Origin of the sequence: Acinetobacter sp. Ag2 (genome assembly GCF_001005515.1) — a bacterium.
In the GTDB taxonomy this organism is placed as follows: Bacteria; Pseudomonadota; Gammaproteobacteria; order Pseudomonadales; family Moraxellaceae; genus Acinetobacter; species Acinetobacter bereziniae.
This window is the reverse complement of record NZ_LBNA01000030.1, coordinates 34,741-55,139: the sequence shown is the minus strand read 5'-3', so window position 1 is coordinate 55,139 and position 20,399 is coordinate 34,741. Positions and strand designations below refer to the sequence as shown.

Annotated in this window: 19 protein-coding genes and 1 pseudogene; 9 read left to right on the top strand and 11 right to left on the bottom strand. The window is 37.4% G+C overall.

All coding sequences use genetic code 11. From position 1 onward, the window contains the following. Positions 1 to 440 precede the first annotated feature (440 nt). Together AAV97_RS03325 and AAV97_RS03320 are read right to left on the bottom strand one after the other, a co-directional pair. Positions 441 to 845 (bottom strand): protease inhibitor I42 family protein, encoded by a 405-nt coding sequence (locus tag AAV97_RS03325; RefSeq protein WP_004826493.1) that lies wholly within the window; start codon positions 843 to 845, stop codon positions 441 to 443. Between the two features lie 80 nt (positions 846 to 925). After that, positions 926 to 1,516: a hypothetical protein gene (locus tag AAV97_RS03320; RefSeq protein WP_004826492.1), complete on the bottom strand. Its 591-nt coding sequence runs from the start codon at positions 1,514 to 1,516 to the stop codon at positions 926 to 928. A 178-nt stretch (positions 1,517 to 1,694) separates the two neighbouring features. On the opposite strand from AAV97_RS03320, the gene AAV97_RS03315 reads away from it, so the two are divergent. Continuing rightward, entirely contained in the window at positions 1,695 to 2,318 is a 624-nt protein-coding gene (locus tag AAV97_RS03315; RefSeq protein WP_046759802.1) for a class I SAM-dependent methyltransferase, read from the top strand. Here AAV97_RS03315 and AAV97_RS03310 read toward each other — a convergent pair. Continuing rightward, the gene (locus tag AAV97_RS03310; RefSeq protein WP_009586148.1) at positions 2,315 to 2,782 is read right to left on the bottom strand and encodes a Holliday junction resolvase-like protein; all 468 of its coding nucleotides are present in this window, start codon (positions 2,780 to 2,782) and stop codon (positions 2,315 to 2,317) included. The two genes, AAV97_RS03315 and AAV97_RS03310, sit on opposite strands and share 4 nt — an antisense overlap. Before the next feature lie 128 nt (positions 2,783 to 2,910). Between AAV97_RS03310 and AAV97_RS03305 the strand changes: the two genes are divergently transcribed. The 4 genes from AAV97_RS03305 to AAV97_RS03290 all read left to right on the top strand — a co-directional run bounded on the left by AAV97_RS03305 (position 2,911) and on the right by AAV97_RS03290 (position 7,516). Next, on the top strand, positions 2,911 to 3,555 hold the full coding sequence (locus AAV97_RS03305; RefSeq protein WP_004826486.1) for a ParA family protein: 645 nt from the start codon (positions 2,911 to 2,913) through the stop codon (positions 3,553 to 3,555). 101 nt (positions 3,556 to 3,656) lie between these two features. Next, positions 3,657 to 4,778 carry an AI-2E family transporter gene (locus tag AAV97_RS03300; protein ID WP_046759801.1) on the top strand — a complete coding sequence of 374 codons (1,122 nt, stop codon included), beginning with the start codon at positions 3,657 to 3,659 and terminating at the stop codon, positions 4,776 to 4,778. Between the two features lie 201 nt (positions 4,779 to 4,979). Continuing rightward, a complete protein-coding gene (sodC, locus tag AAV97_RS03295; RefSeq protein WP_046759800.1) occupies positions 4,980 to 5,534 on the top strand; it encodes a superoxide dismutase family protein in 555 nt (184 codons plus the stop codon). Between the two features lie 1,013 nt (positions 5,535 to 6,547). Further along, positions 6,548 to 7,516 (top strand): omptin family outer membrane protease, encoded by a 969-nt coding sequence (locus AAV97_RS03290; RefSeq protein WP_046759799.1) that lies wholly within the window; start codon positions 6,548 to 6,550, stop codon positions 7,514 to 7,516. Between the two features lie 148 nt (positions 7,517 to 7,664). On the opposite strand, the gene AAV97_RS03285 is transcribed toward AAV97_RS03290, so the two are convergent. Further along, a complete protein-coding gene (locus AAV97_RS03285) occupies positions 7,665 to 8,888 on the bottom strand; it encodes a DUF2252 family protein (RefSeq protein WP_046759798.1) in 1,224 nt (407 codons plus the stop codon). Positions 8,889 to 9,070: 182 nt separating this feature from the next. Between AAV97_RS03285 and yccS the strand changes: the two genes are divergently transcribed. The 3 genes from yccS (at position 9,071) to AAV97_RS03270 (ending at position 12,341) form a co-directional block, all read left to right on the top strand. Continuing rightward, on the top strand, positions 9,071 to 11,221 hold the full coding sequence (gene yccS / locus AAV97_RS03280; protein WP_046759797.1) for a YccS family putative transporter: 2,151 nt from the start codon (positions 9,071 to 9,073) through the stop codon (positions 11,219 to 11,221). Positions 11,222 to 11,250: 29 nt separating this feature from the next. Next, a complete protein-coding gene (locus tag AAV97_RS03275; protein WP_046759796.1) occupies positions 11,251 to 11,805 on the top strand; it encodes a hypothetical protein in 555 nt (184 codons plus the stop codon). Positions 11,806 to 12,053: 248 nt separating this feature from the next. Continuing rightward, positions 12,054 to 12,341, top strand: coding sequence for a DUF3817 domain-containing protein (locus AAV97_RS03270; protein WP_005035475.1), 288 nt, complete (start codon positions 12,054 to 12,056; stop codon positions 12,339 to 12,341). A gap of 61 nt (positions 12,342 to 12,402) precedes the next feature. Here AAV97_RS03270 and AAV97_RS03265 read toward each other — a convergent pair whose 3' ends face one another. Next, positions 12,403 to 13,644, bottom strand: coding sequence for an MFS transporter (locus AAV97_RS03265; protein ID WP_081409717.1), 1,242 nt, complete (start codon positions 13,642 to 13,644; stop codon positions 12,403 to 12,405). 344 nt (positions 13,645 to 13,988) lie between these two features. On the opposite strand from AAV97_RS03265, the gene AAV97_RS03260 reads away from it, so the two are divergent. Then, entirely contained in the window at positions 13,989 to 14,381 is a 393-nt protein-coding gene (locus AAV97_RS03260) for a hypothetical protein (protein ID WP_009586147.1), read from the top strand. 33 nt (positions 14,382 to 14,414) lie between these two features. Here the strand turns inward: AAV97_RS03260 and AAV97_RS03255 are convergent, their stop codons facing one another. The 6 genes and pseudogenes from AAV97_RS03255 to AAV97_RS03230 all read right to left on the bottom strand — a co-directional run bounded on the left by AAV97_RS03255 (position 14,415) and on the right by AAV97_RS03230 (position 20,329). After that, on the bottom strand, positions 14,415 to 15,296 hold the full coding sequence (locus AAV97_RS03255; RefSeq protein ID WP_046759795.1) for a pirin family protein: 882 nt from the start codon (positions 15,294 to 15,296) through the stop codon (positions 14,415 to 14,417). A 30-nt stretch (positions 15,297 to 15,326) separates the two neighbouring features. After that, a pseudogene (locus tag AAV97_RS03250) lies at positions 15,327 to 16,091 on the bottom strand (DNA polymerase beta superfamily protein). Positions 16,092 to 16,359: 268 nt separating this feature from the next. Next, positions 16,360 to 17,457 carry a D-alanine--D-alanine ligase gene (gene ddlA, locus AAV97_RS03245; RefSeq protein ID WP_005035467.1) on the bottom strand — a complete coding sequence of 366 codons (1,098 nt, stop codon included), beginning with the start codon at positions 17,455 to 17,457 and terminating at the stop codon, positions 16,360 to 16,362. A 55-nt stretch (positions 17,458 to 17,512) separates the two neighbouring features. Then, positions 17,513 to 17,884 carry a hypothetical protein gene (locus AAV97_RS03240; protein ID WP_004826467.1) on the bottom strand — a complete coding sequence of 124 codons (372 nt, stop codon included), beginning with the start codon at positions 17,882 to 17,884 and terminating at the stop codon, positions 17,513 to 17,515. Positions 17,885 to 17,962: 78 nt separating this feature from the next. After that, positions 17,963 to 18,781 (bottom strand): DMP19 family protein, encoded by an 819-nt coding sequence (locus tag AAV97_RS03235; protein WP_046759794.1) that lies wholly within the window; start codon positions 18,779 to 18,781, stop codon positions 17,963 to 17,965. A 138-nt stretch (positions 18,782 to 18,919) separates the two neighbouring features. Beyond that, positions 18,920 to 20,329 (bottom strand): FAD-binding oxidoreductase, encoded by a 1,410-nt coding sequence (locus tag AAV97_RS03230; protein ID WP_005035462.1) that lies wholly within the window; start codon positions 20,327 to 20,329, stop codon positions 18,920 to 18,922. Positions 20,330 to 20,399 lie beyond the last annotated feature (70 nt).

Sequence of the window (20,399 nt, the reverse complement as noted above, 5' to 3'; positions counted from 1 at the left end):
GGCGATTCTAGGCGCGAAATACGAAATTTAGTCATTCTACACGAGTAGTTCGGAACGACGAAGCGACAAAAAACACACTAGTCACGAAGGGTTGTGGCTAAAATTATCTCAGGCTACGTTATGAAACTTAAAAATAGTCTCGCTATTCTCTTCATTTCATGCTTTACCTGCTCAATCTTAACCTACAACGCAAGCCATTTATGAAATGTCCACAGCCCCTATTATGTTCATCAAAATGAGCATTCAATTTTTGGATGCTCTTAAGTTGGATGCTCTTAAAGTTGAGCACTCTCAAAGATTGATAAAACACCCATAGGCTTTCTACCGTAAAGCGACATGGATGTCGCTACTCCATTGTAAGCCTGTATGGAAGGCTTCTCTGCAATAAAAAGTCTTAAAGATCTAGAAGAAGCTAAAATAACAATTAGAATGATTTGAGCTTAAGAGACCCGAATGCGGCAACGCCATTGTTGATCTGGTTGTTTAGAAGACTCCCAAGCTCTGATATGAACCAATTCAATATAATCTTGTCCCGGTTTCTCTGCTGTAAAACGGAAAGTTTTGGTTCCACCCACACCTACAGCACCTTCTTCACTGTCATTTTGTAAATAAGTTTCTTCAGTTTTAAATATTTTAAGTGGCTGTAATAATTGCCATTGATAACCCGTGCTTGGATTTTCAGGAGCATTGAACAACAACACCTCTCCCACTTTCATATCCATGAGCGTTGGGCACTTTTGTTTGAGGGTGTATTCATGTGTTTTACCTACGCTAGGATTTGGACTTTGACAAGCAACCAGCCCCAAACTGCAAACCAACAAAGTAAAACACGCTAAACCTTTCATTTACCACACTCTTTATTGTTCAATTGACCTAAAATTATACATCTCACCTTAGCATCTTCTCGGATTTGGCTCAATTGAATTTAGATATTTTGCTTTTCTAACCATTGAATCGAATTGACTCGAATCAGTTTACAAGCACCATCTCCCACCCCATTCCAATCTAAAGCCGATTTCCAAACCAAATCTTTATCATTCACCTGAACCAAATCGCCCGTTAAACGAACCAAGTCTCCACGTTTAACTTGTTTAATTTTTTTGGCAATTTCAGGATTGGCAGGAATGATGTGCATATTACTGACCAATTGAGTTGCCAGTTGTGCAGGAATAGGCGGGCGAGCCATTTTCCAATTGAGGAATCGGTCATATTGATTGATTGAAATTTGACGGGCAATTTCAGGTTCAGTAAATAATCCCCGTGTCACAGCATAGTCAATCGGTGAGAATTTTGCCTGTGCATCGTCATGATATTCTTTTGACCCTAAAATACGAAACTCACCACGGAATGGCTCCAGAACAGAGACTTTCTGATTTTGATCAATCGGCGCTAAACCATTGGCGATATTAAAGGCCGGATTGGATAATTGTGCCTTTGGCACAGCAGTAGATTGAAAAGCATTGACCTGAAAAGCACTCAGTGCCATCAATGCTGCACAGACTAACTTTTTATTCATAACATGCTCCTCAAACTCAGTACTCAACCAGCAAAATATCTAGACTTAGTATTAACCGATAAACTTAAAATAAAATCGAGTTTCGGTAACAAAATACAGAAATTTCGTCCTATTTTTGTCTTATATTCAAAACTCGCATTGGTTAGAATCATGATCATACTCTTAAAATGACCAAATTATGATTTATAAATATTATCAACAACGCATTTTTCCTCACCTGCTTAATCAAGTCATGCAAACACCCAGCATGATGGAAGGTCGTGCAGAACTGATTAAAAAAATCCGTGGCGAAGTATTAGAAATTGGTTTTGGGACAGGCTTGAATTTACCTTTTTATCAAGCAGTTGATCAACTCTATGCACTTGAGCCAAATCCTGATGTATATCGTCTTGCTCAAAAGCGAATCTTTGATACTCCCTTTCATATCCAGCATATCCAAGCCAGCGCCGAAAAATTACCTTTTGCAGATCATTCAGTTGAAAATATTGTCAGTACATGGACCATGTGTAGTATTGCCAACTTAGCACAAGCACTCCAAGAAATTCATCGTGTATTAAAACCTGAAGGCAACTTACACCTGATTGAACATGTTCAGTATCATGACAATTCGACCTTGAAAAAGTTACAAGACCTTTTGACCCCAATTCAAAAAGTCCTCGCTGATGGATGTCATCTAAATCGCAATATTGAACTTGAGTTATTAAACGCTGGCTTCAAGTTTTCTGAAAAATATTATTTCGATGCAGAAGATCTACCTAAAGTGGGAAGACGCATGTTTATGGCAAGAGCACAAAAAATTTAATCGGCAAAATCAATATGGATTGTTTCAAAACGTACCCGCCCTTCACGGATGGCTTGAGCAATTGCTTGTTGTCCTTTGGTCAAACGTGCGCCACCACTCTTGATATCAATCAATACCACTTCAATATCTTCAGCCAAGCCTTCACCATCTCGAAAGTCGGTATAGCCATCAAAAATCACATAGTCGATAGGATCACCTAAAAACTTGGCATCACTCGGCAAATATTGGAACTCAGGCATGATTGGCGCAAGTTGTTCCGCCATCTTTCCTTTTAGAACAGCACGACTGGTATTCACACTGCGCTTTTGCGCATGTGCAAGTGCCTGTTGATGTTCCAGTTCAAGCTCAGTGATGTATTGTTCATACTCTGCTTTAATCTTGCCATTTCGCGTACTTGATAACACGATTGTCGTTAAAACGATGCCAATACATGCTCCTATCAACATCGCCATCCAGATAGACATGCACTTTCCTTTCTGTAAATCCTTGGCACAATGTAAACAACTACTAAAGTTTTGTCATGTGTAACCTATATGCTTAAAATTAATGCTAAAGTAGCCAAGGGCTAGCGGACAGATATTATTGATATACGATGAAAACAATACTTGTTGCAAATTTAAAAGGCGGTTGTGGAAAAACAATTACAGCAATTACTTTAGCCACAGCATTGGCACAAAAAGGTTATAAAGTTGCATTAGCCGATGCTGATGGACAAAAGTCAGCACTACAATGGTTAAAACAGCGCCCTGAACAAGCAGCGAAAATTCAAAGTCTCGATTGGCGACATGAAAAATCAATAGGAGATGCACCTAAAAATCTCGATTATTTGGTCATTGATGCACCTGGTGCTTTAACTGGTGAGCATGCTGAACAGTTAATCAGTGAAAGTCATGCTGTGGTCACTCCACTACAACCCTCATTTTTTGACATCGACAGTACTCGACGCTTTCTCAAACACATCCAAGACATTAAAAAAATTCGTAAGGGGAAAGTTGCGGTACACTTGATTGCCAATCGGATGAAAGCCAACAGTGCAAGTTCCAAAGATATTCAACAATTTTTTGAAAAGATTGATCAGCAACCCGTTGCATGGATTTCAGAACGTACAGCATATGGTCAATTGGCGATGCAGGGCTTAAATATTTTTGATAAGACCCAAAAGAATTTTTTAACCATTCAAGAACAATGGCAACCACTGCTTGATGCTTTAATAGATGATCCAAGTGATTGGTTCTAAAACCAATCTAAAGCAGGTCGGATAAAGCAAGCTTAAAATTTGCCACATTTGATTTTTCAGTTAATATTGAGTGAATCACTCAGCAATTTTTAGAGTAGTTAGTGCAAGACTTCACTTCAAACTTACAACGCATCTTATTGTTTGGGTTATTGTTTATCCTGATTTTCTTGGGCTACGATATTCTCAAATATTTTATTGTCCCTGTATTATGGGCATGTATCATCGCCTATATGACATGGCCAATGTATAAGCGCATATTAAGAATGTTTGGTCCGAACCGACCTACATTAAGTGCCTCAGTAATGATTACGCTGGTTGTTTTAGTGGTTGGCATTCCACTCACCTTTGCGATTTTTATTTTGCAGCATGAAGGTCGAAATTTGTATTTTGACCTACAACGCCAATTATCATCGGGTCATTTAACCGTTCCTGATTTTATTCGTGAACTGCCTATTATCGGAAAGGAAGTCAGCCGAACTGTTCGTGAAATAAATGCAGATCCGACATCACTTTCTCAAACCATTGGTCTTTGGATTCAAGGACATTTGAACTATGGCAAATTCGTACTGAATGAGATCACCAAAAATTTAGTCAAACTGGGCTTTGCCGTCATGTCTTTGTTCTTTTTCTATCGAGATGGTCAAACCATTTTGGAGCAAGTCAGCAAGGCATTACAAATGCTGATTGGACCTCGTATCCATCATTATCTGGATACGATTTCTGAAACCACACGTGCTGTGGTCTATGGCGTCGGTTTAACTGCGGTTGCACAATCTATTCTTGCAGGCATCAGCTACTTTGTTGCAGGCGTACCAAATCCGATGGTGCTAACGATTGCCACTTTCCTGATGGCACTCATCCCATTTGGACCACCTGTCGCTTATGGTGCAGTATCATTATGGCTATTTTCCCAAGGTCAAACAGTTGAAGCAATCGGCGTGATGGCTTGGGGTGTCTGTATTGTCAGTACCGCAGATAATGTGATTCGTCCATTGGTCATTTCAGGTGCAACAAAAATTCCATTCTTATTGATTATGTTTGGTGTGCTGGGCGGATTGGCGAGTTTTGGGCTGGTTGGACTCTTTATTGGTCCTGTTATTTTGGCAATATTATTGGCAATTTGGCGTGAATGGCTACATGAAACCACGGAGTCTGGTATTTTAATGCCTGATGCGACAATGGCATATGAAATTGAAGAAAACGACCCGAAAAAGCCTGATTAACTCGATCTCCTGATACATGATCTGCTAAATATTTTATTTGGCGGATTGTTTTTATCTCGCTACAAGATACAGCATAATCAATGCCAATTTACCAGTTATTAAATAAATTTATACAATCAGATATTTAATTCACATTGTTTATCCATACATGCTTTGTTTGAATGGTATTTAAATCATGATCAAAGCTATTGGATGCGAATAATGACATCTACTTTTTTTAAAACATCAATACTTTGTATGTGTGTAGCGCTTTTTACAGCTGCATGTAGCACAACACCGCACACGACTAAACTTCAAATACCTCAAAAAACGATCGATGTTCATGCTGTTTCAGCACAAGGTATTGGTGCAAAGATTGGTACAATTAGTTTTCAAGACTCGCCAAACGGTTTAAATATTTCAACTCAACTCAGCCAACTTCCTTCTGGTTTTCACGGTTTTCATATTCATGAAAAAGGGTCTTGCGCGCCTGCTGAAAAGGATGGAAAAATGGGGGCTGCCCTCGCTGCTAGCGGGCATTACAATCCTCTCCAAACTGGACATGGCACACCAAATGATGGGCATATGGGTGATTTACCTGTATTGAATGTTGATTCAAATGGGAATGCTAAAACCACATTGATTGCCCCACGATTGAAACTTGCTGATATACAAGGTTTAGCCATTATGATCCATGCAGGTGGTGATAACTATTCTGATCATCCAAAACCTTTAGGTGGCGGTGGAGATCGTATTGCTTGTGGTGTAATCCAGTAACCAAATCATTATTCTATAAAAGCCAGAGATGTGGATAAACATATACTTATCCACATCTTTCCTTGTTTTTCTATCAACGTGTATCACAAAGACACTCATCCAAATCATTCTGTTGATCAGTAATTTGTACTTTTAAAACATTTAATTCGTATCTACATCATAAAAAATGATGCATCATCAATCATATTGAAATTAAAATTTTCTTCTCTTCATCATCAAAAGGAGAAATAGAATCAAGGCGCTTGATTGTTTAAACACCTCATTTGATTTCAATCATCCATATGCAATGCGCTTTATCGTTTTATACAAATTATTGAAAGACTTGGCGACTTCTTTATTCTGTACTGTTGAATCATCGTGAATATGTCTAGCATAAGGTGATAGGAATGTCGCCATGCGGAGCGAAGGGATATAGGCAAAAAAGCAATACTTTATTGGCAGTGCAAAAATGCAGTTAAACAAAAAATTTTGATTAGAGTGACGTTCGGATTGATTCTCTTATTTAAGTGAAACTATATTTTACTCTATGCGTTTTTCAACAGCTTGACTATAGCAGATTCTACTCAAGATCTTCCCCAAAAAGTATATAAAAATTTAATCTAAACGGTTTTTATTAATATGAGATAATTTAAATAATAATAGATAAAAATGTTAATATTGTCACGCTTTAATAATAATAAATAAAACACATTTTTACTTTATTAATAAAGTATTACCCAACCATACACTTAGAAAAACCAATGCGATAAAATAAAATTCCAAACACTTCAACCAAAAAATTTTTAACCCAATTTGAATTTAAAATGAATTTTTTTAAAATAAATACAACTTAAAAACCAATCAAACAACTCACTGATATTTAAAAAATAAATATATTTAACAATTAAATTAAAAAGACATTATCTGCAATTAAAATAATATTTTTAATTTTACAATCTAGTAAAAATCAAATAAATTAAATCCGCACTTTAGCAAATTAAATAATTAACTCATTTAAAAAGGCTTTTATTTTAATGAAAAAGATCGTAATACCAATACTTATGCTGTGTATAAACTCCACGTTTGCAAGTGAAAATAATGGGTCGAGTCGATTTACACCAAGCGATCTTTCTATATCTTTATCTTCTGGGCTTTTACTGAACTCCAAAGCCAAAGAACTGGTTTATATGGATGATCAAAGCAAAGCATCCGAACTCACTTGGGACACCAACAGCGCGAATATCATCAATGCTGAAATAAATTGGCAAATCCATCCTAAGTTTTCTTTTAATGCGAGAGGCTGGAGTACATTATCTAAAAACTCATCGGTGATGAATAACTATGACTGGATGTCGGAAACAGATAGAGATTTACTGACGGATTGGTCTCATCATGATCGTACACCACTCAACTTTGCGAATGAGTTTGATTTCAATGTCAATATCAATCTACTGGATACACCACATTATAAGTTAGGTACTTTATTGGGTTATCAGCAAAATAGGTATTCATGGTCAGCGATGGGTGGCTCATATTATCATTCAGAACAAGATGATGATGGGGATTATATTGAGGGATCAGCCCTAAGTAATATAGGTGAATTTGATCCTAATGAGAAAGTCATTGGTTATAAACAAAAATTTAAAATGCCTTATATCGGTATCTACAATAAGTTTGAATACAATAACTTTGAACTTAATACCACATTGAAATATAGTAATTGGGTCAATGCATCAGATCGTGATAATCATTACACACTTGATACTACATTTGATACTAAAGCCAATAATGGAACATATTATGGAGCTATTGTAAATGCGGGATATAATATTCGACCAGATACAAAATTATTTACTGAGTATGCATGGAATGAATATAAACATGTGAAAACTGACTCAATCATGATTGAAAATCAAACCAATGAAATCACACGCTCTAAAAACGGTGGTGGTATTTCAAATAAATCTCAAAGCGTGAGCTTGGGTATCGCTTATACGTTCTAATGCTTTTTTAATGTGAATGACTGTCTTTATCTACTCGGTTAAAGCCAATTTGATGTTGTGCTTTAAAAATCTTACGATCCAAGACCTGTGAAGATGAAAATTCAGCTTTACAATATGTGGATAACCATGCAGTTATCCACATATTACTTTATTTTTGATGAGCAAGTGCATAACGGCGGCAGTGATCCAAATAACCCGCTTCATGTACACTGATTAATTCCACAATACTGCGCCATAACCAAAATGGAGCATCTATGGTTTTAGACTGATTTCGTTGCAGTTCTTTGAGCCAACTATTTCGAGTTGAATCATCCATTTGCCGAACATGTGCCCGTCCTACCACAAAAGCCAAATAAAACGCCAAATATCTCGCCCCAGTTTGATTCATGCCCTCGATTTCTAATTTTAAATCCTGCGGTAATAACTCACGAATAAAGATCGATCGCTCTAAAAATTTGGTTGCTCGCATTCGCTCACCCAGATAAGGGGATAAATGTCGTGCACCTTCCACAATTCGCATTGCATTGTCTTTCGGCATCGGCGCATTTGAATAGCGAGGTGCTAAAGCTGTGGTGGCTTCTTTTAAATCCATTAAACACAAGCCTTTACCATCTCTGACAATATGATTGGATGAATCCATTAAAACAATATAGCGCAATAAGCCTAAAGAACTGCAACCTTTCACCCAGTATGCCGAATCAATCACTTTGAGCTGTGCTGATGCATCACGCTGCCCAATCATTTTGACCAAATCTTCTATATCTGGTTGAGCAAAAACATTGTGTATTTCCAACTGCTCTTTTTTTAATAACGGCCAAAATCGTTTACCCAAGGTAATTTGTGGTTTTACATCTTCCAAACGTTCTTTTGCTAAGCTTTTCCATGATCGTTTCACTGCTTTTTCCATCACACTGTGTACTAAAGCAGGACGCTGTAACTGATCACTTGTTCGACCACTACGTTCCAGCGCATAAATATAGCCAGCATACAGCGCTTCAATCATTTGTGCAGTCACCACACCCGGCAAGTCTGAACTGCGTACTGCTGTTGCTAAAGATAAACCTAAACGAATCAAATCATTGGCTGGATTACCAATCACAGTCTGATCCAAGTCCCTAATTTCAATGTCAATCTTCCCTTCAGCATTGGCAACAGGACCTAAGTTCCCAGTATGGCAATCGCCACAAATCCAAATTGCAGGACCTTGAGGAATGGAGCTAATTTCAGCTTGTTTGAGCCAATCATAATATTTAGCAGTATTGCCCCGTACATAAGCATGGATTGAACGTGCCATTTTTAAATTACGGCGTTCGGTTAACTCAGCATTACGATAACGCGGTTGTGTAATTGCGGTGTTTTGTTTTTTTGACATTGTCGATATTTTTAAGCATTCAATGATTTATTCTGGATGTTTTTAATCTGCTGCGTAATAGGCAATCTGTATATAAAATGTTGAATTTTCCTATTAATTTTTACATTTCCACAGCGAATAAAGCATCTGAAAGTATCTTAAATGGGTAAAATATAAAGACTCCCTATCTGCGAAACGATATTGTGAATAGCGTTCATCAAATCTTTCAAAATCTAAAGTCAAACTCAACATTCATTTATTGCTTACAGATTTTGATTGTTTTCACAGGAACAACGCTGGGGCTTTATTTTCTTGGTTATCAGCAATTGATTGTTCCTTTGACGCTTGGAGCAATTGCAACAGCATTGACTGACTTTGATGATCGTCTCAGTATTCGTTTAAGAAATCTTGGATTGGTGTGTGTTCTATTTTTTAGCGTCAGCAGTATCTTAGATTTTTTACATCCCTATAAACTTTTATTCTTAATTTATTTATCCCTTTCCAGTGCCGCTTTTATATTAATGGGTGCATTGGGGCAACGCTATGCCACCATTTCTTTTGGTACTGTGTTACTTTCAATTTATACCATGTTTGGCTTAGGTGAATATTCTGAGTGGTATCAACAGCCGAGTTACTTTGTCATGGGAGCGCTCTGGTATGGTCTGACTTCGATTATTTTTTATCTACTTAAACCAACGCAAGCTGTACAGGACAATTTATCAAACAGTTTCAATAATCTTTGCGATTTACTCATGGCAAAAGCCAAACTGTTCGACCCTGATAATAAAGACAATGTTGAACAACTTTTATATGATCTTTCATTAAAAAATAGTGTTGTGGTACACAGCTTAAATACCACCAAAGCATCATTACTGACTCGTTTGAAAGCCTCACGCGCCAATAAAAATACCATTTATTGGCTGAATTTATATTTTCTCGCCCAAGATATCCATGAACAAGCCACATCCAATTATCTACATTATGAAAGGATCCAACAGAACTTTAGCCGTACCGATTTAATTTATCGAATTCAAAAGAATGTACGTTTACAAGCACAGCATTGTCAAAAGCTCGCTGAGTCTATTTTAAAACGTCATACTTTTACAGTTCATGCAGACCATAGTACGGTCTTAGCACATTTAGAAAGTTCCATGCATAATTGGATTCAACAAAATCCACATAATTTAGAAGTAAAAAACTTAGTTTTGGTTTTAAGAAATTTAAAAAATGTTCAAGACCAGTTCACCAACCTCAGTATTGAACAGGTCAATTATCAACAAAGCTACAGTCAACACCGGGATAATTTAAATTTATTGGATGATGATATCCACGGCATACAAGATCTTTGGCTCAAGATCAAACAACATTTAACCCCAAAGTCAGCCCTGTTTCGTCATGCTGTCCGGATTGGTTTTGTGTTCGCTGTGGGCTATGCCATGTCTTTATTGCCTTTTGCCAAAAATGGTTACTGGATTTTATTGACCAGCTTATTTGTCTGTCAAATCAGCTACTTTGCCACGAAAAGCCGTTTAAAAATGCGAACCTTGGGCACTGTTTTAGGTGTCATTTTAGGAATTCCAATCTTATATTTTGTACCCAGTATTGAAGGTCAGTTGGTACTTACCATTATTTTTGGGGTGTATTTTTTCTATTTGCGTTCCAAAAAATATGCCATGGCGACATTAATGGCAACCCTGATGGTCTTGTTGATTTTTAATCTTAAAGGTGCAGGCTATGCCATCATTTTACCGCGCATCATAGATACACTTTTAGGCTGTTTAATCGCATGGTTTGCTGTCAGCTTTATTTGGCCGGATTGGAATTTCCGAAATATTTCCAACAATATTCTAAAGAGCAGTAAAGCAACCCTAGATTATTTCGATGCTGTGGTAGAACAATATCAACAAGGACGCACAAACAGTATTGATTATCGTAAAGCCCGTCGTGCAGCCCACAATGCGCAAATTGAATTATCCACCATGATTTCCAGCCTTAGTGCCGAACCCAATCCCAATCAAGATTTAATTCATCATGCATTTAGGTACTTGGTCTATAGTCATAGTCAACTCAGTTATGTATCTGCTCTCGGCAGCCATCGTGAACAGGTACATGATCAACAAATTTTAGATTTAATGCTTTGGTGTAAACACACCTTGAATGAGGCTTTACTCAATCAAGCCCCTTTAAATGAGGCTGCGATTGACCAGAAATTGGCAGAAATACAAAGTTTAAGTGATCAAGACAATTTATCAGATGATTTACTATTAGCCTTAAAACAAATCAGTTTATTATTGGAAACCTTACCTGAGTTGTTAAGACTTAAAACAACTTTACTTGGATTAGAAATTAAATAGAAATGACGACATGATTTGAGAGGGTTCAAATGAAACTTAAACAGCATTTAAAATTATTCGCCGCTTTATTCACGCTAGGTGCCATGACATCTAGTTATGCAGATACTCAATTTAATCAAAACTTAGAGCAATTTTTAGAATGTAAGAAAACGCTCAGTGATTATTATGGTCTAGGTTTTGAGTTTGAAGACAATCTAAAAAAGAATGGTTGGATCAAACAAGGGGAAGATTATTCATATGTGAGTAAAGAACCCATCAAAGTCTTTGGTCAAACAAGCCATGAAATTAGTTTGGTTGCTGGTGGCATGTTGGCTGTATTTAAAAATGCCAATACCAAAGAACTTGCTGAAAAATTTAAAATTTCTCAAAATCGATTTTTTAAAGATATGCCGTATTTTTCAGGCGAAAAAATTGTAAAAACTGATCCTGCGACCAAAGACGCTGAAAAGTCTGTTCGAAAACTGACCCTTGCTGAATCCAATCCTGTTATCAATGAAGGAGAAAATAAAACTTATCTGGGTTGCGTTTATATCTCCGAGTTTGAACAACAGCAACAAGAAGCTGCACTTGAAGCCGCACAGTAATCAACAAACATTGAAATCGAGAATGCTTAAAGATTTAATGCAATCCCAATTCTGCATACTTTTCAATAAATCATAAAAAACTGATGTGTAATAATGACTTTCGATTGTGATATTTTAACAACATGATCGAGGTCATTTTTTACACTGAATAACATCACTTAATGGAACTGATGAGAGTGATAAATATATTCAACTTTTGAACACAATTCGGTTAGACTCAAGATTCATTCTCATTTGACTAAGTGACCATGAATATCAAAACTTTACGTCTTGTTGGTTTTCTTGAAGGGATTTCCTTTCTTCTCCTGCTGTTTATTGCAATGCCGCTCAAATATATTTGGGATAACCCAATCTATGTGAAATACGTTGGTATGGGACACGGCTTACTCTTTATTGCCTTTCTTGCCGTTCTATTTATTGTTTGTCAAAAGCAAAAATGGTCACTCAAAATGTTTATTTTAGGCTTAATCGCTTCAATTTTACCTTTTGGACCCTTTGTCTTTGATCATAAATTAAAGCAAGCGCAATCTTCTTAATCTCCATTAGGTACACAGTTTTAAAGCTCCCTTTCCTTTAGGAAAGGGAGCTTTTTGAATTTTAAAAAATACCGTCTACCTGACGTTGTTTCATAATTGCTTTTAATAACCCACGTGGAATTGTGAACCATAAAGCAATCAATGCAAAACATGACAAAGCATACGCCCAGAGATGGAAGTGCTCATATAAAATTCGTATCAGTTCAATGACAAAGAAAAAGGTAAACATCATCAAGACTGAAACAGCAGCGGCAACTGTACCTTTAGAAACCTCTGAAGACATCAAGGCAAAACGATACAGCACGGAGAAACTGATCCCTTCACCAAAACTCACCAAGGTCATGCCTAAAATGACGCAATATAAAAAATATTCGCGCCAGATCACACCTGCGAACACAATCACAGTGCCCAAAAGCATCAATGGCAAGCCAATTAACACTGTTTTTCCAAGCGCCAAACGATCAATCACTCGAATCAGCACAATATTACCTAAGATCAGCCCGCCCAATACAGGAAACTGCGCTAATCCATATTGCAGACTCGTCAGCCCTAGTTCTTCAACCAACATCACTGGGGACAGAGCAATCCACAGCATTAAAGGCATCGCCACCATAGGCAGACCTAAAGTCATTCCCATAAAGGTCTTATTCTTAAAGACTTTCTTATAGTCATCCCAAATATAACTCAAGGGGTGTTTTGGAATACTGATGCGACGCGCTGGCATTTTAGCCTTTAAACCAAACCAACTCAGAAAGGCTAAAAATGCAATGCCAATAAAGCCCCAATGCCACGATACATGATCAATCAGGAAAGCACCTACGACAGGTCCAATTAACGGCGCCAGTAGAGAAATGTTAGCCATGAGTGCCATGACTTTAATTGCATCACGTTCTTCAAAAGTTTCCTGAATTGCAGCATAACCAACCGCTGCAATCACGGATAAACCAAAGCCTTGTAAAAATCTCAAAGCGAGAAAACTTTCAATATGATGTGTCAGTAAGATCAATAAGCAGGTGATAACAAAGAATGCCACACCAGCCAATAAGACTTTTTTTCGTCCTAATCGGTCAGATAATGGCCCCAATAAGCCTGCGACACATGCACCACCAAGCAGATAAAAGGACATCGACGACGGTGCCCATGCACTACTTACGCCAAATTCCTTGGTAATCGCGAGCATAGCAGGCTGAACCAAATCATTTCCGATATACACTGAAAACTCAAAAAGCACCAACGCCAATGGAAACATGAGCGTAGCGCGACTCAAACTTGCAGTGTGTTCTTGTTGCACAGAATTTTGCATTGTTTTCTACATATCATTATAGGCTTGCTGGAGTGACACTATTTTTCTAAAGATAAGCGTCATCCCAATGACAAGCACTGAAATTTAAATATTAAGTTGTGGAATTTACGTTGAATAAGGGGTCAACACCGCATTCACAAGATGTCTAATTCAATAGGTAAAAAAGTAATGCTTGCAGCAAATTTGTGAGATTTATAACTGAACCCTACTATAAAAAAGTTTATAGAATGTACACACAGGGTTGAGTTTTTGTAGTGTAACACAGACATTTTTCGAGAGGAAGTTGAACATTTAATATTCTTAGGCTACTCTAAATGTCACATAAATCTATATGAATAAATTAAATGAAAAATAAAAATCCAGTTTCATTGATCATCATCGGCATGATTTTACTTCTGGTCGGTGGTGGGCTTTATTTTATGAGTTCCGGATCCCATATCAGTGCTTCTGATCAAGCCAGATGTGAAGAATTAGTGCAAAAAAAATATGGTGAAAACTCTGGCTCAATTATCTCAAGCTGTAAAACGGATACAGGTTTTGTTGCCATGATGGACGCTCAAGCCAATGCGACAGGCTCAGCAGAAGATACAGCGAAAGCAATTAGCTCAGCCAATCAAAAAGAACTTGGTTTAGGTATATTCGGCAAATTCCTGATGGGTCTATGTGTGGGAATTGGAATTGCATTGCTGATCAAAGGTCTGATTGGTTTAAAAAATAAACCACAAACTGGCATTTAACACTTTACAGTAAATTATACGTTGAGCTTGCTGTCATTGATCATCTAATACCTTAAACTTGATGAATGTACCATTTTTAATATCATCATATGCTTCAAGAATTTGATCATAGCTGTTCATTACAAATGGACCATGACCATTGATCGGCTCTTGAAGTGGTTTGCCTGTCAGCAACAATAACTTGCAATACTGTAAAGCGGTGATCTCAATATCCTGCCCTAAACTCGACATCACAGCCAAGCCTTGTTCTTCGAGAATTTCATCTTCAGGCTGAAATTGAACTTTACCAGTTCTTAAATAAATCATAGTGGTGTCGCCAATATTCGCAGGTAGAACCACACGATGCCCTGGCTGGACTTCGATGTCTAAAACTTGGAGTGGCGAATGCGTTTTGGCTGGTCCTTGGGCATTTCCATAATGCCCAGCAATGACCCTGACTGTTCCTGCGGAATGGCTAAGTTCAATCACTGGAATATCCGCTTTGCGCAGACTTTGATAACGGGGTGGATTCATTTTATCTTTGGCAGGCAAATTCACCCACAACTGTACCATTTCAAAATACCCCCCTGTTTTTGAGAATGCCTCACTAAACACTTCTTTATGTTGGACTCCTGAAGCAGCCGTCATCCATTGCACATCGCCTGCAGAAACGATCCCTCCGCCACCCGATGAATCTCGATGTTCGAGTTCTCCAGCAAAAATCAGCGTGACGGTTTCAAAACCTCGATGTGGATGTTCACTCACGCCTTTGCGTAAATTGGTCGGTTTTAAAACTCCAGGTCCCAAGTGATCAAGTAACAGAAAGGGAGAGACGGTATTGCCTAATTCATAGTGTGAAAATACAGAAAGTACAGGATAAAAATCCCCTATCGCAAAACGCGTATCATTACGATGGATAAAGGCGAGGGTTTTCATACTGTCGATCTTCTCTAATAGTTAAACGCATTAACCGTAAAAATGCTGTTTTAAATTAAAGCTATATGCTGTGAGATATTGCTTTAATTTTTCAATATCATTGGTCGGTTCAATTGCCCTTAAATTTAAAGCTTCAATCTTATCTTCCAATAATTTTAAGATCTGCACTTGTTCAATCACCGGTAATTGCGCTTTTTCTTTTTGCTGTTTTTTGATTTCTAAATAATCCTCTGCCCAATGACGAAGTGGGTCATTGGCATCAATTTGATCGAACAACTGTGTGATCTGGAGTTCAGGCATAATCTGTTGTGTTGCAAGTTCTGCGGACATCAAACCACGAATCGAATAAAACACTTTTTTATAAGTAAAATTATCTGCCGTTTGCATGACTTGCATACCGCCTTTAGCTAGCGATAAGTAATGATAATACAGCGCTTTATAGTCTATTCGTTCCAGCAAACCTGCTCTAAAGCTTTCCCACTCAGGAAATTGATTAAAATAGACAATATGCGCTCGTACCCATTCAAGTACTGTAGGATTACTCTTTGCCAAAAGTCCAAACATCTTATTTTAATCAAATGAAACAAAGTCAAAATCACCATCCATGATTTCGATTAAGTCACGATGTTGACGATAATCATAATATTGAGCTTTAGAAGGTAAATGGAAACCACGCACATCGTAATCGCTGTCTGGACTTGCCATGCCCCATAATCGACTACCACTTTCGATATAAAATAGTGGATGTTCATCTCGATTTTGGAATAAGTTTTGAATTTCTTGTTGGATGTTCATTGTGTTCACATTTTTGGTAATCTATAAGTTTTATATCATTAATTTCAATGAATTTTGAATTTTCTTTAGTTTTTGAATACCTATTTTTATCGAATTGATTAAGCATGCTGAAGCCTGATTAAGCTCAAACTATCACTCAGACAAGGGAGCAAAAATTCACTCTCGTTAATTGATTCTATTGATATTCTAAAAACGCATCATATCTGGTGCGTTCTCAAGCAAATGTCTTATCCATTCTTCAATAAAACATATGAATAGCGAAAAACAGCTATCCTTTGGACACCAATTTTGGATTTCTTAATAAATTTTCATGACGCTCTAAAGCCAATTCTATGAGTTGAGTAATTAATTCAGAATAAGTGATCCCGCTTGCTTCCCAAAGCTTTGGATACATACTGTTATTGGTAAACCCTGGCAAAGTATTTACTTCATTCAGAAAAATATCACCATTTTCAGTCAAGAAAAAATCGACACGTGCAAGTCCAAAACAACCCAGAACTTTAAAAGCTTTAATCGAAATCTCACGGATCTTATTACTTTGCTCATTTGAAATTGGAGCAGGAATCACGACTGCAGAAGATTGATTATCTATATATTTTGCTTCATAAGAATAAAAACTAGACTTTACAACTACCTCACCGCAAACACTGGCTCTTGGATAATAATTTCCCAAAACCCCGCACTCAATTTCACGACCTTTGATAAATTTTTCGATCAATACTTTGCTGTCATATTGAAATGCATTTTCTAAAGCAGCAATAAATTCCTGTTCATTTTCAACTTTACTCACCCCGACGGAAGAACCTTGATTTGCAGGTTTTACGAATACAGGAAGACCTAAAGTAGTTTGAACCTCATCGAAACTTACCTCATTTAGGTCATAAGCATGAATCGTTAGAAATGGTGCAACAGCAATACCAGAACCTTGTAATAAACGCTTGGTAACATCTTTATCCATACAAATTGCAGAACTTAAAACATCTGAGCCCACAAATGGTAGATCTAAAATTTTAAGCATGCCTTGTAATGCACCATCTTCACCTAAGGTCCCATGAATAATTGGAAAAATAACATCAAGGGGCGCTAATCCTTGTGCATTTTCAATTTCAAAAATTTGAGGTGGCTTAGACTGTAAATGATCTTGCTGTTCACGTGCGGCAAGAGAAATTAATTTAGGATCGTGACCATATTCTAAATAATGTGTAGCATCTAAAATACGCCAAGTACCATCTTGATCTATCCCAATCAAACTAAGATCAAACTTTTGCCGATCTATTGCATCCACGATGTTTTGTGCTGACTGTAGTGACACGCGATGCTCTGATGATTTTCCACCAAAAATTATTCCAACTCTCGTTTTTGCCATTTCGTTGTTCTCTATGCTTAATTTTTCAAATCTATAATTCCCGGTAAATCATTGATTAAGGACATTTTGCCTTTTGGAATGTCTTGGTATTTTTACCACGTAAACACTGATATTCCTTTTGTACGTCTATGCGTTTCCACTGACCATCTACATTTTTAAAGCTATATACCGTACGAATTGAACGAACTGAATCATCCATCAAACCCGTTTCAGTCAATTTCACCTCAGCGACTGTTGGCGATTCAACACGGTTAAAATATTGACGTAATTCAACAGTCGCTAAATCTTTGCGCAGATCAGGACGCTCATTTAAAACTTGGCTCAATGGCGTTTCAGAACCACCCACTTTATTGATTAAATTTTGTGTTGTTGCACAACCCGACAGAGTCACTAAACAAAATACTGAAATTAAACTCAAACGGTTCATTCTGGTTATCCTTAAAACTCAAAGCATCGCTTTATGATGCTATGCACATTCAACTTACACTATTTAAAAACTGTGACTTTATGACTCATCTGCAATATGAGCAATATCGAGAGCAATGACTTGTTGATCTTGATCATCAAACATCAATGCTTGATCACCTAAATCCAGCATATAGAAATGCCCTTGTTCCGTTAGAAAATGCCAAGCGACAATCTCTTGTCCATTATATTGATGCGATGGATCACCGATAGTAATACGATCCAGCTCTTGACCAAGCTGCTGACATAATTCTTCAATAATTTTAAAATAACGGGGTTGATTTTCAGCTGCCTGTTGTTTCCGCTGTTCCAGATTTGGAATCTTCGCTGAAACTTGTTCAATAACCGTCAATATTTCAACTTCATCCACTGCTCGTAACTTTGGATGCTGTCTTAACCATTGGCTATTGATTTCAATCAGATCTTCACTTTCATTCAATGCAAAGAATTTATCATCAAAGCTATTGAGTACATCACGTTGCTGGTTCTCACCAAAATATTCACCCTCTAAAAACTGTTCAAATTGCTCATCAGAAAATTGTTCAATCAAATTAGCGCTTTGTTCAAATAAAGCTAAATGTTGAGTGGCATTCATGGCTTTTAAACCATCACGAACATGCTTCACCATAAATGCATCCCACCCCGTGTTATACACAAATTGAGAGAATCCACCGTTATTGACTTGGGCGAGATAATAATCCACAAAATAGCTATATAGCGCTTCAGCTGACACTTCATCGTATTCGATATAGTGTTCAAATAATCCATTTAATGTATCGATATTGGACATAATCACATCATAATGATCATCACTTTCTAAACTTTGTTTAGAAATTAAAATATTATCAATCAGCATCATTTTCAGTTTCTTATCAATGTTTAAGCGCTACAAACATAACAAATTTTTAACGACAAATAACCACAACACTGTAAATTTATTTTTATTTTTGTGTGTCCATAAAAAACGCTCCCTGAGGAGCGTTTTTGGTTCAAACTTTTAAAGATCAAAGAGTTTACCCGGGTTCATAATCCCATTTGGATCAAATACTTTCTTTAAAGCCTTCATGTATTCAATTTCTTCAGCAGTACGGGTGTAATCAAGATAAGGCTTTTTGGTCATGCCCACACCATGCTCAGCAGAAATCGAACCATCATATTTCTTCACTGTTTCAAACACATATTTATTGACTACCTGACACTTTGCAAAGAATTCATCTTTCGACAAATTTGCAGGTTTTAAAATATTTAAATGCAGGTTGCCGTCACCAATGTGCCCGAACCAGCAAATTTCAAAGTCTGGATAATTCTCCGCAACAATCGTATCTATTTCCTTAATAAACGCAGGAACATGCGTAATCAGTACAGAAATATCATTTTTATAAGGGGTAAATGGTGCAATCGTTTCTGAAATGTCTTCACGTAAGCGCCATAAGCTTTGCACTTGTTCGAGACTTTGGCTCATCACGCCATCAAGTACCCAACCTTGTTCCATACAGTGTTCAAAAATTTCCATCGCCGCATCCATAATCGGTTCATACGGCGCTTCAAACTCAAGCAAAACATAGAATGGACATTCAGTTTCAAATGGACGTTGAACATGACCACGGTCTAATACCTTTTGCATCGCAAGTTCACCAAAGAACTCAAATGCTGTGAGGTCAATTTTATTTTGAAAAGCATGTAATACTGGCATGATCGCATCAAAATCAGGTACACCCAGTACCATCACTTGTAAGTCATGTGGTTGACGTTCAAGTTTAATTTCAGCTTCAGTCACTAGACCTAAAGTACCTTCACCACCAATGAATAGGTGCTGCATTGCATAACCTGTAGCATTTTTGATCATGCCTTTGTTTAAACGCAATACATCGCCTTTTCCTGTCACGACTGTCAGACCAAGCACCCAGTTACGTGTCATACCATACTTGATGACTTTAATCCCACCTGCATTGGTTCCAATATTTCCACCCAGTTGAGACGAACCTGCAGAAGCAAAATCAACGGGATAATACATACCCTGTTCTTCAGCATAATTCTGCAATTGCTCAGTCACGACACCAGCTTGGATACGCACCATACGATCAGCAGGATAAAACTCTAAAATCTGGTTCATTTTGTCGAAGCTCACGACAATTTCACCATTCGCTGCAACAGCACCAGCCGATAATCCAGTACGCCCACCAGATGGTGTGATCGCAACATTAAATTGATTGGCCAATTGAACAATGGCTTGCACCTGCTCCGTACTAGAAGGAAAAACGATAATCGAAGGTTTTGGATCGAAATGCTTAGTATGATCTTTACCCCAATTTTCTAAACTGTCCGCATCGGTTTTAATTCGGTTTTCACCGACAATTTGCGTCAATTGGGTCAATAATTCTGGTGCTATCGTTACTGGAGCATTCATCGTTTTGCGGACCTAGCAAGAAGTAAATAAAAGGCGTCGTATACAACATTTGAGATTTTAAATCAGTCAG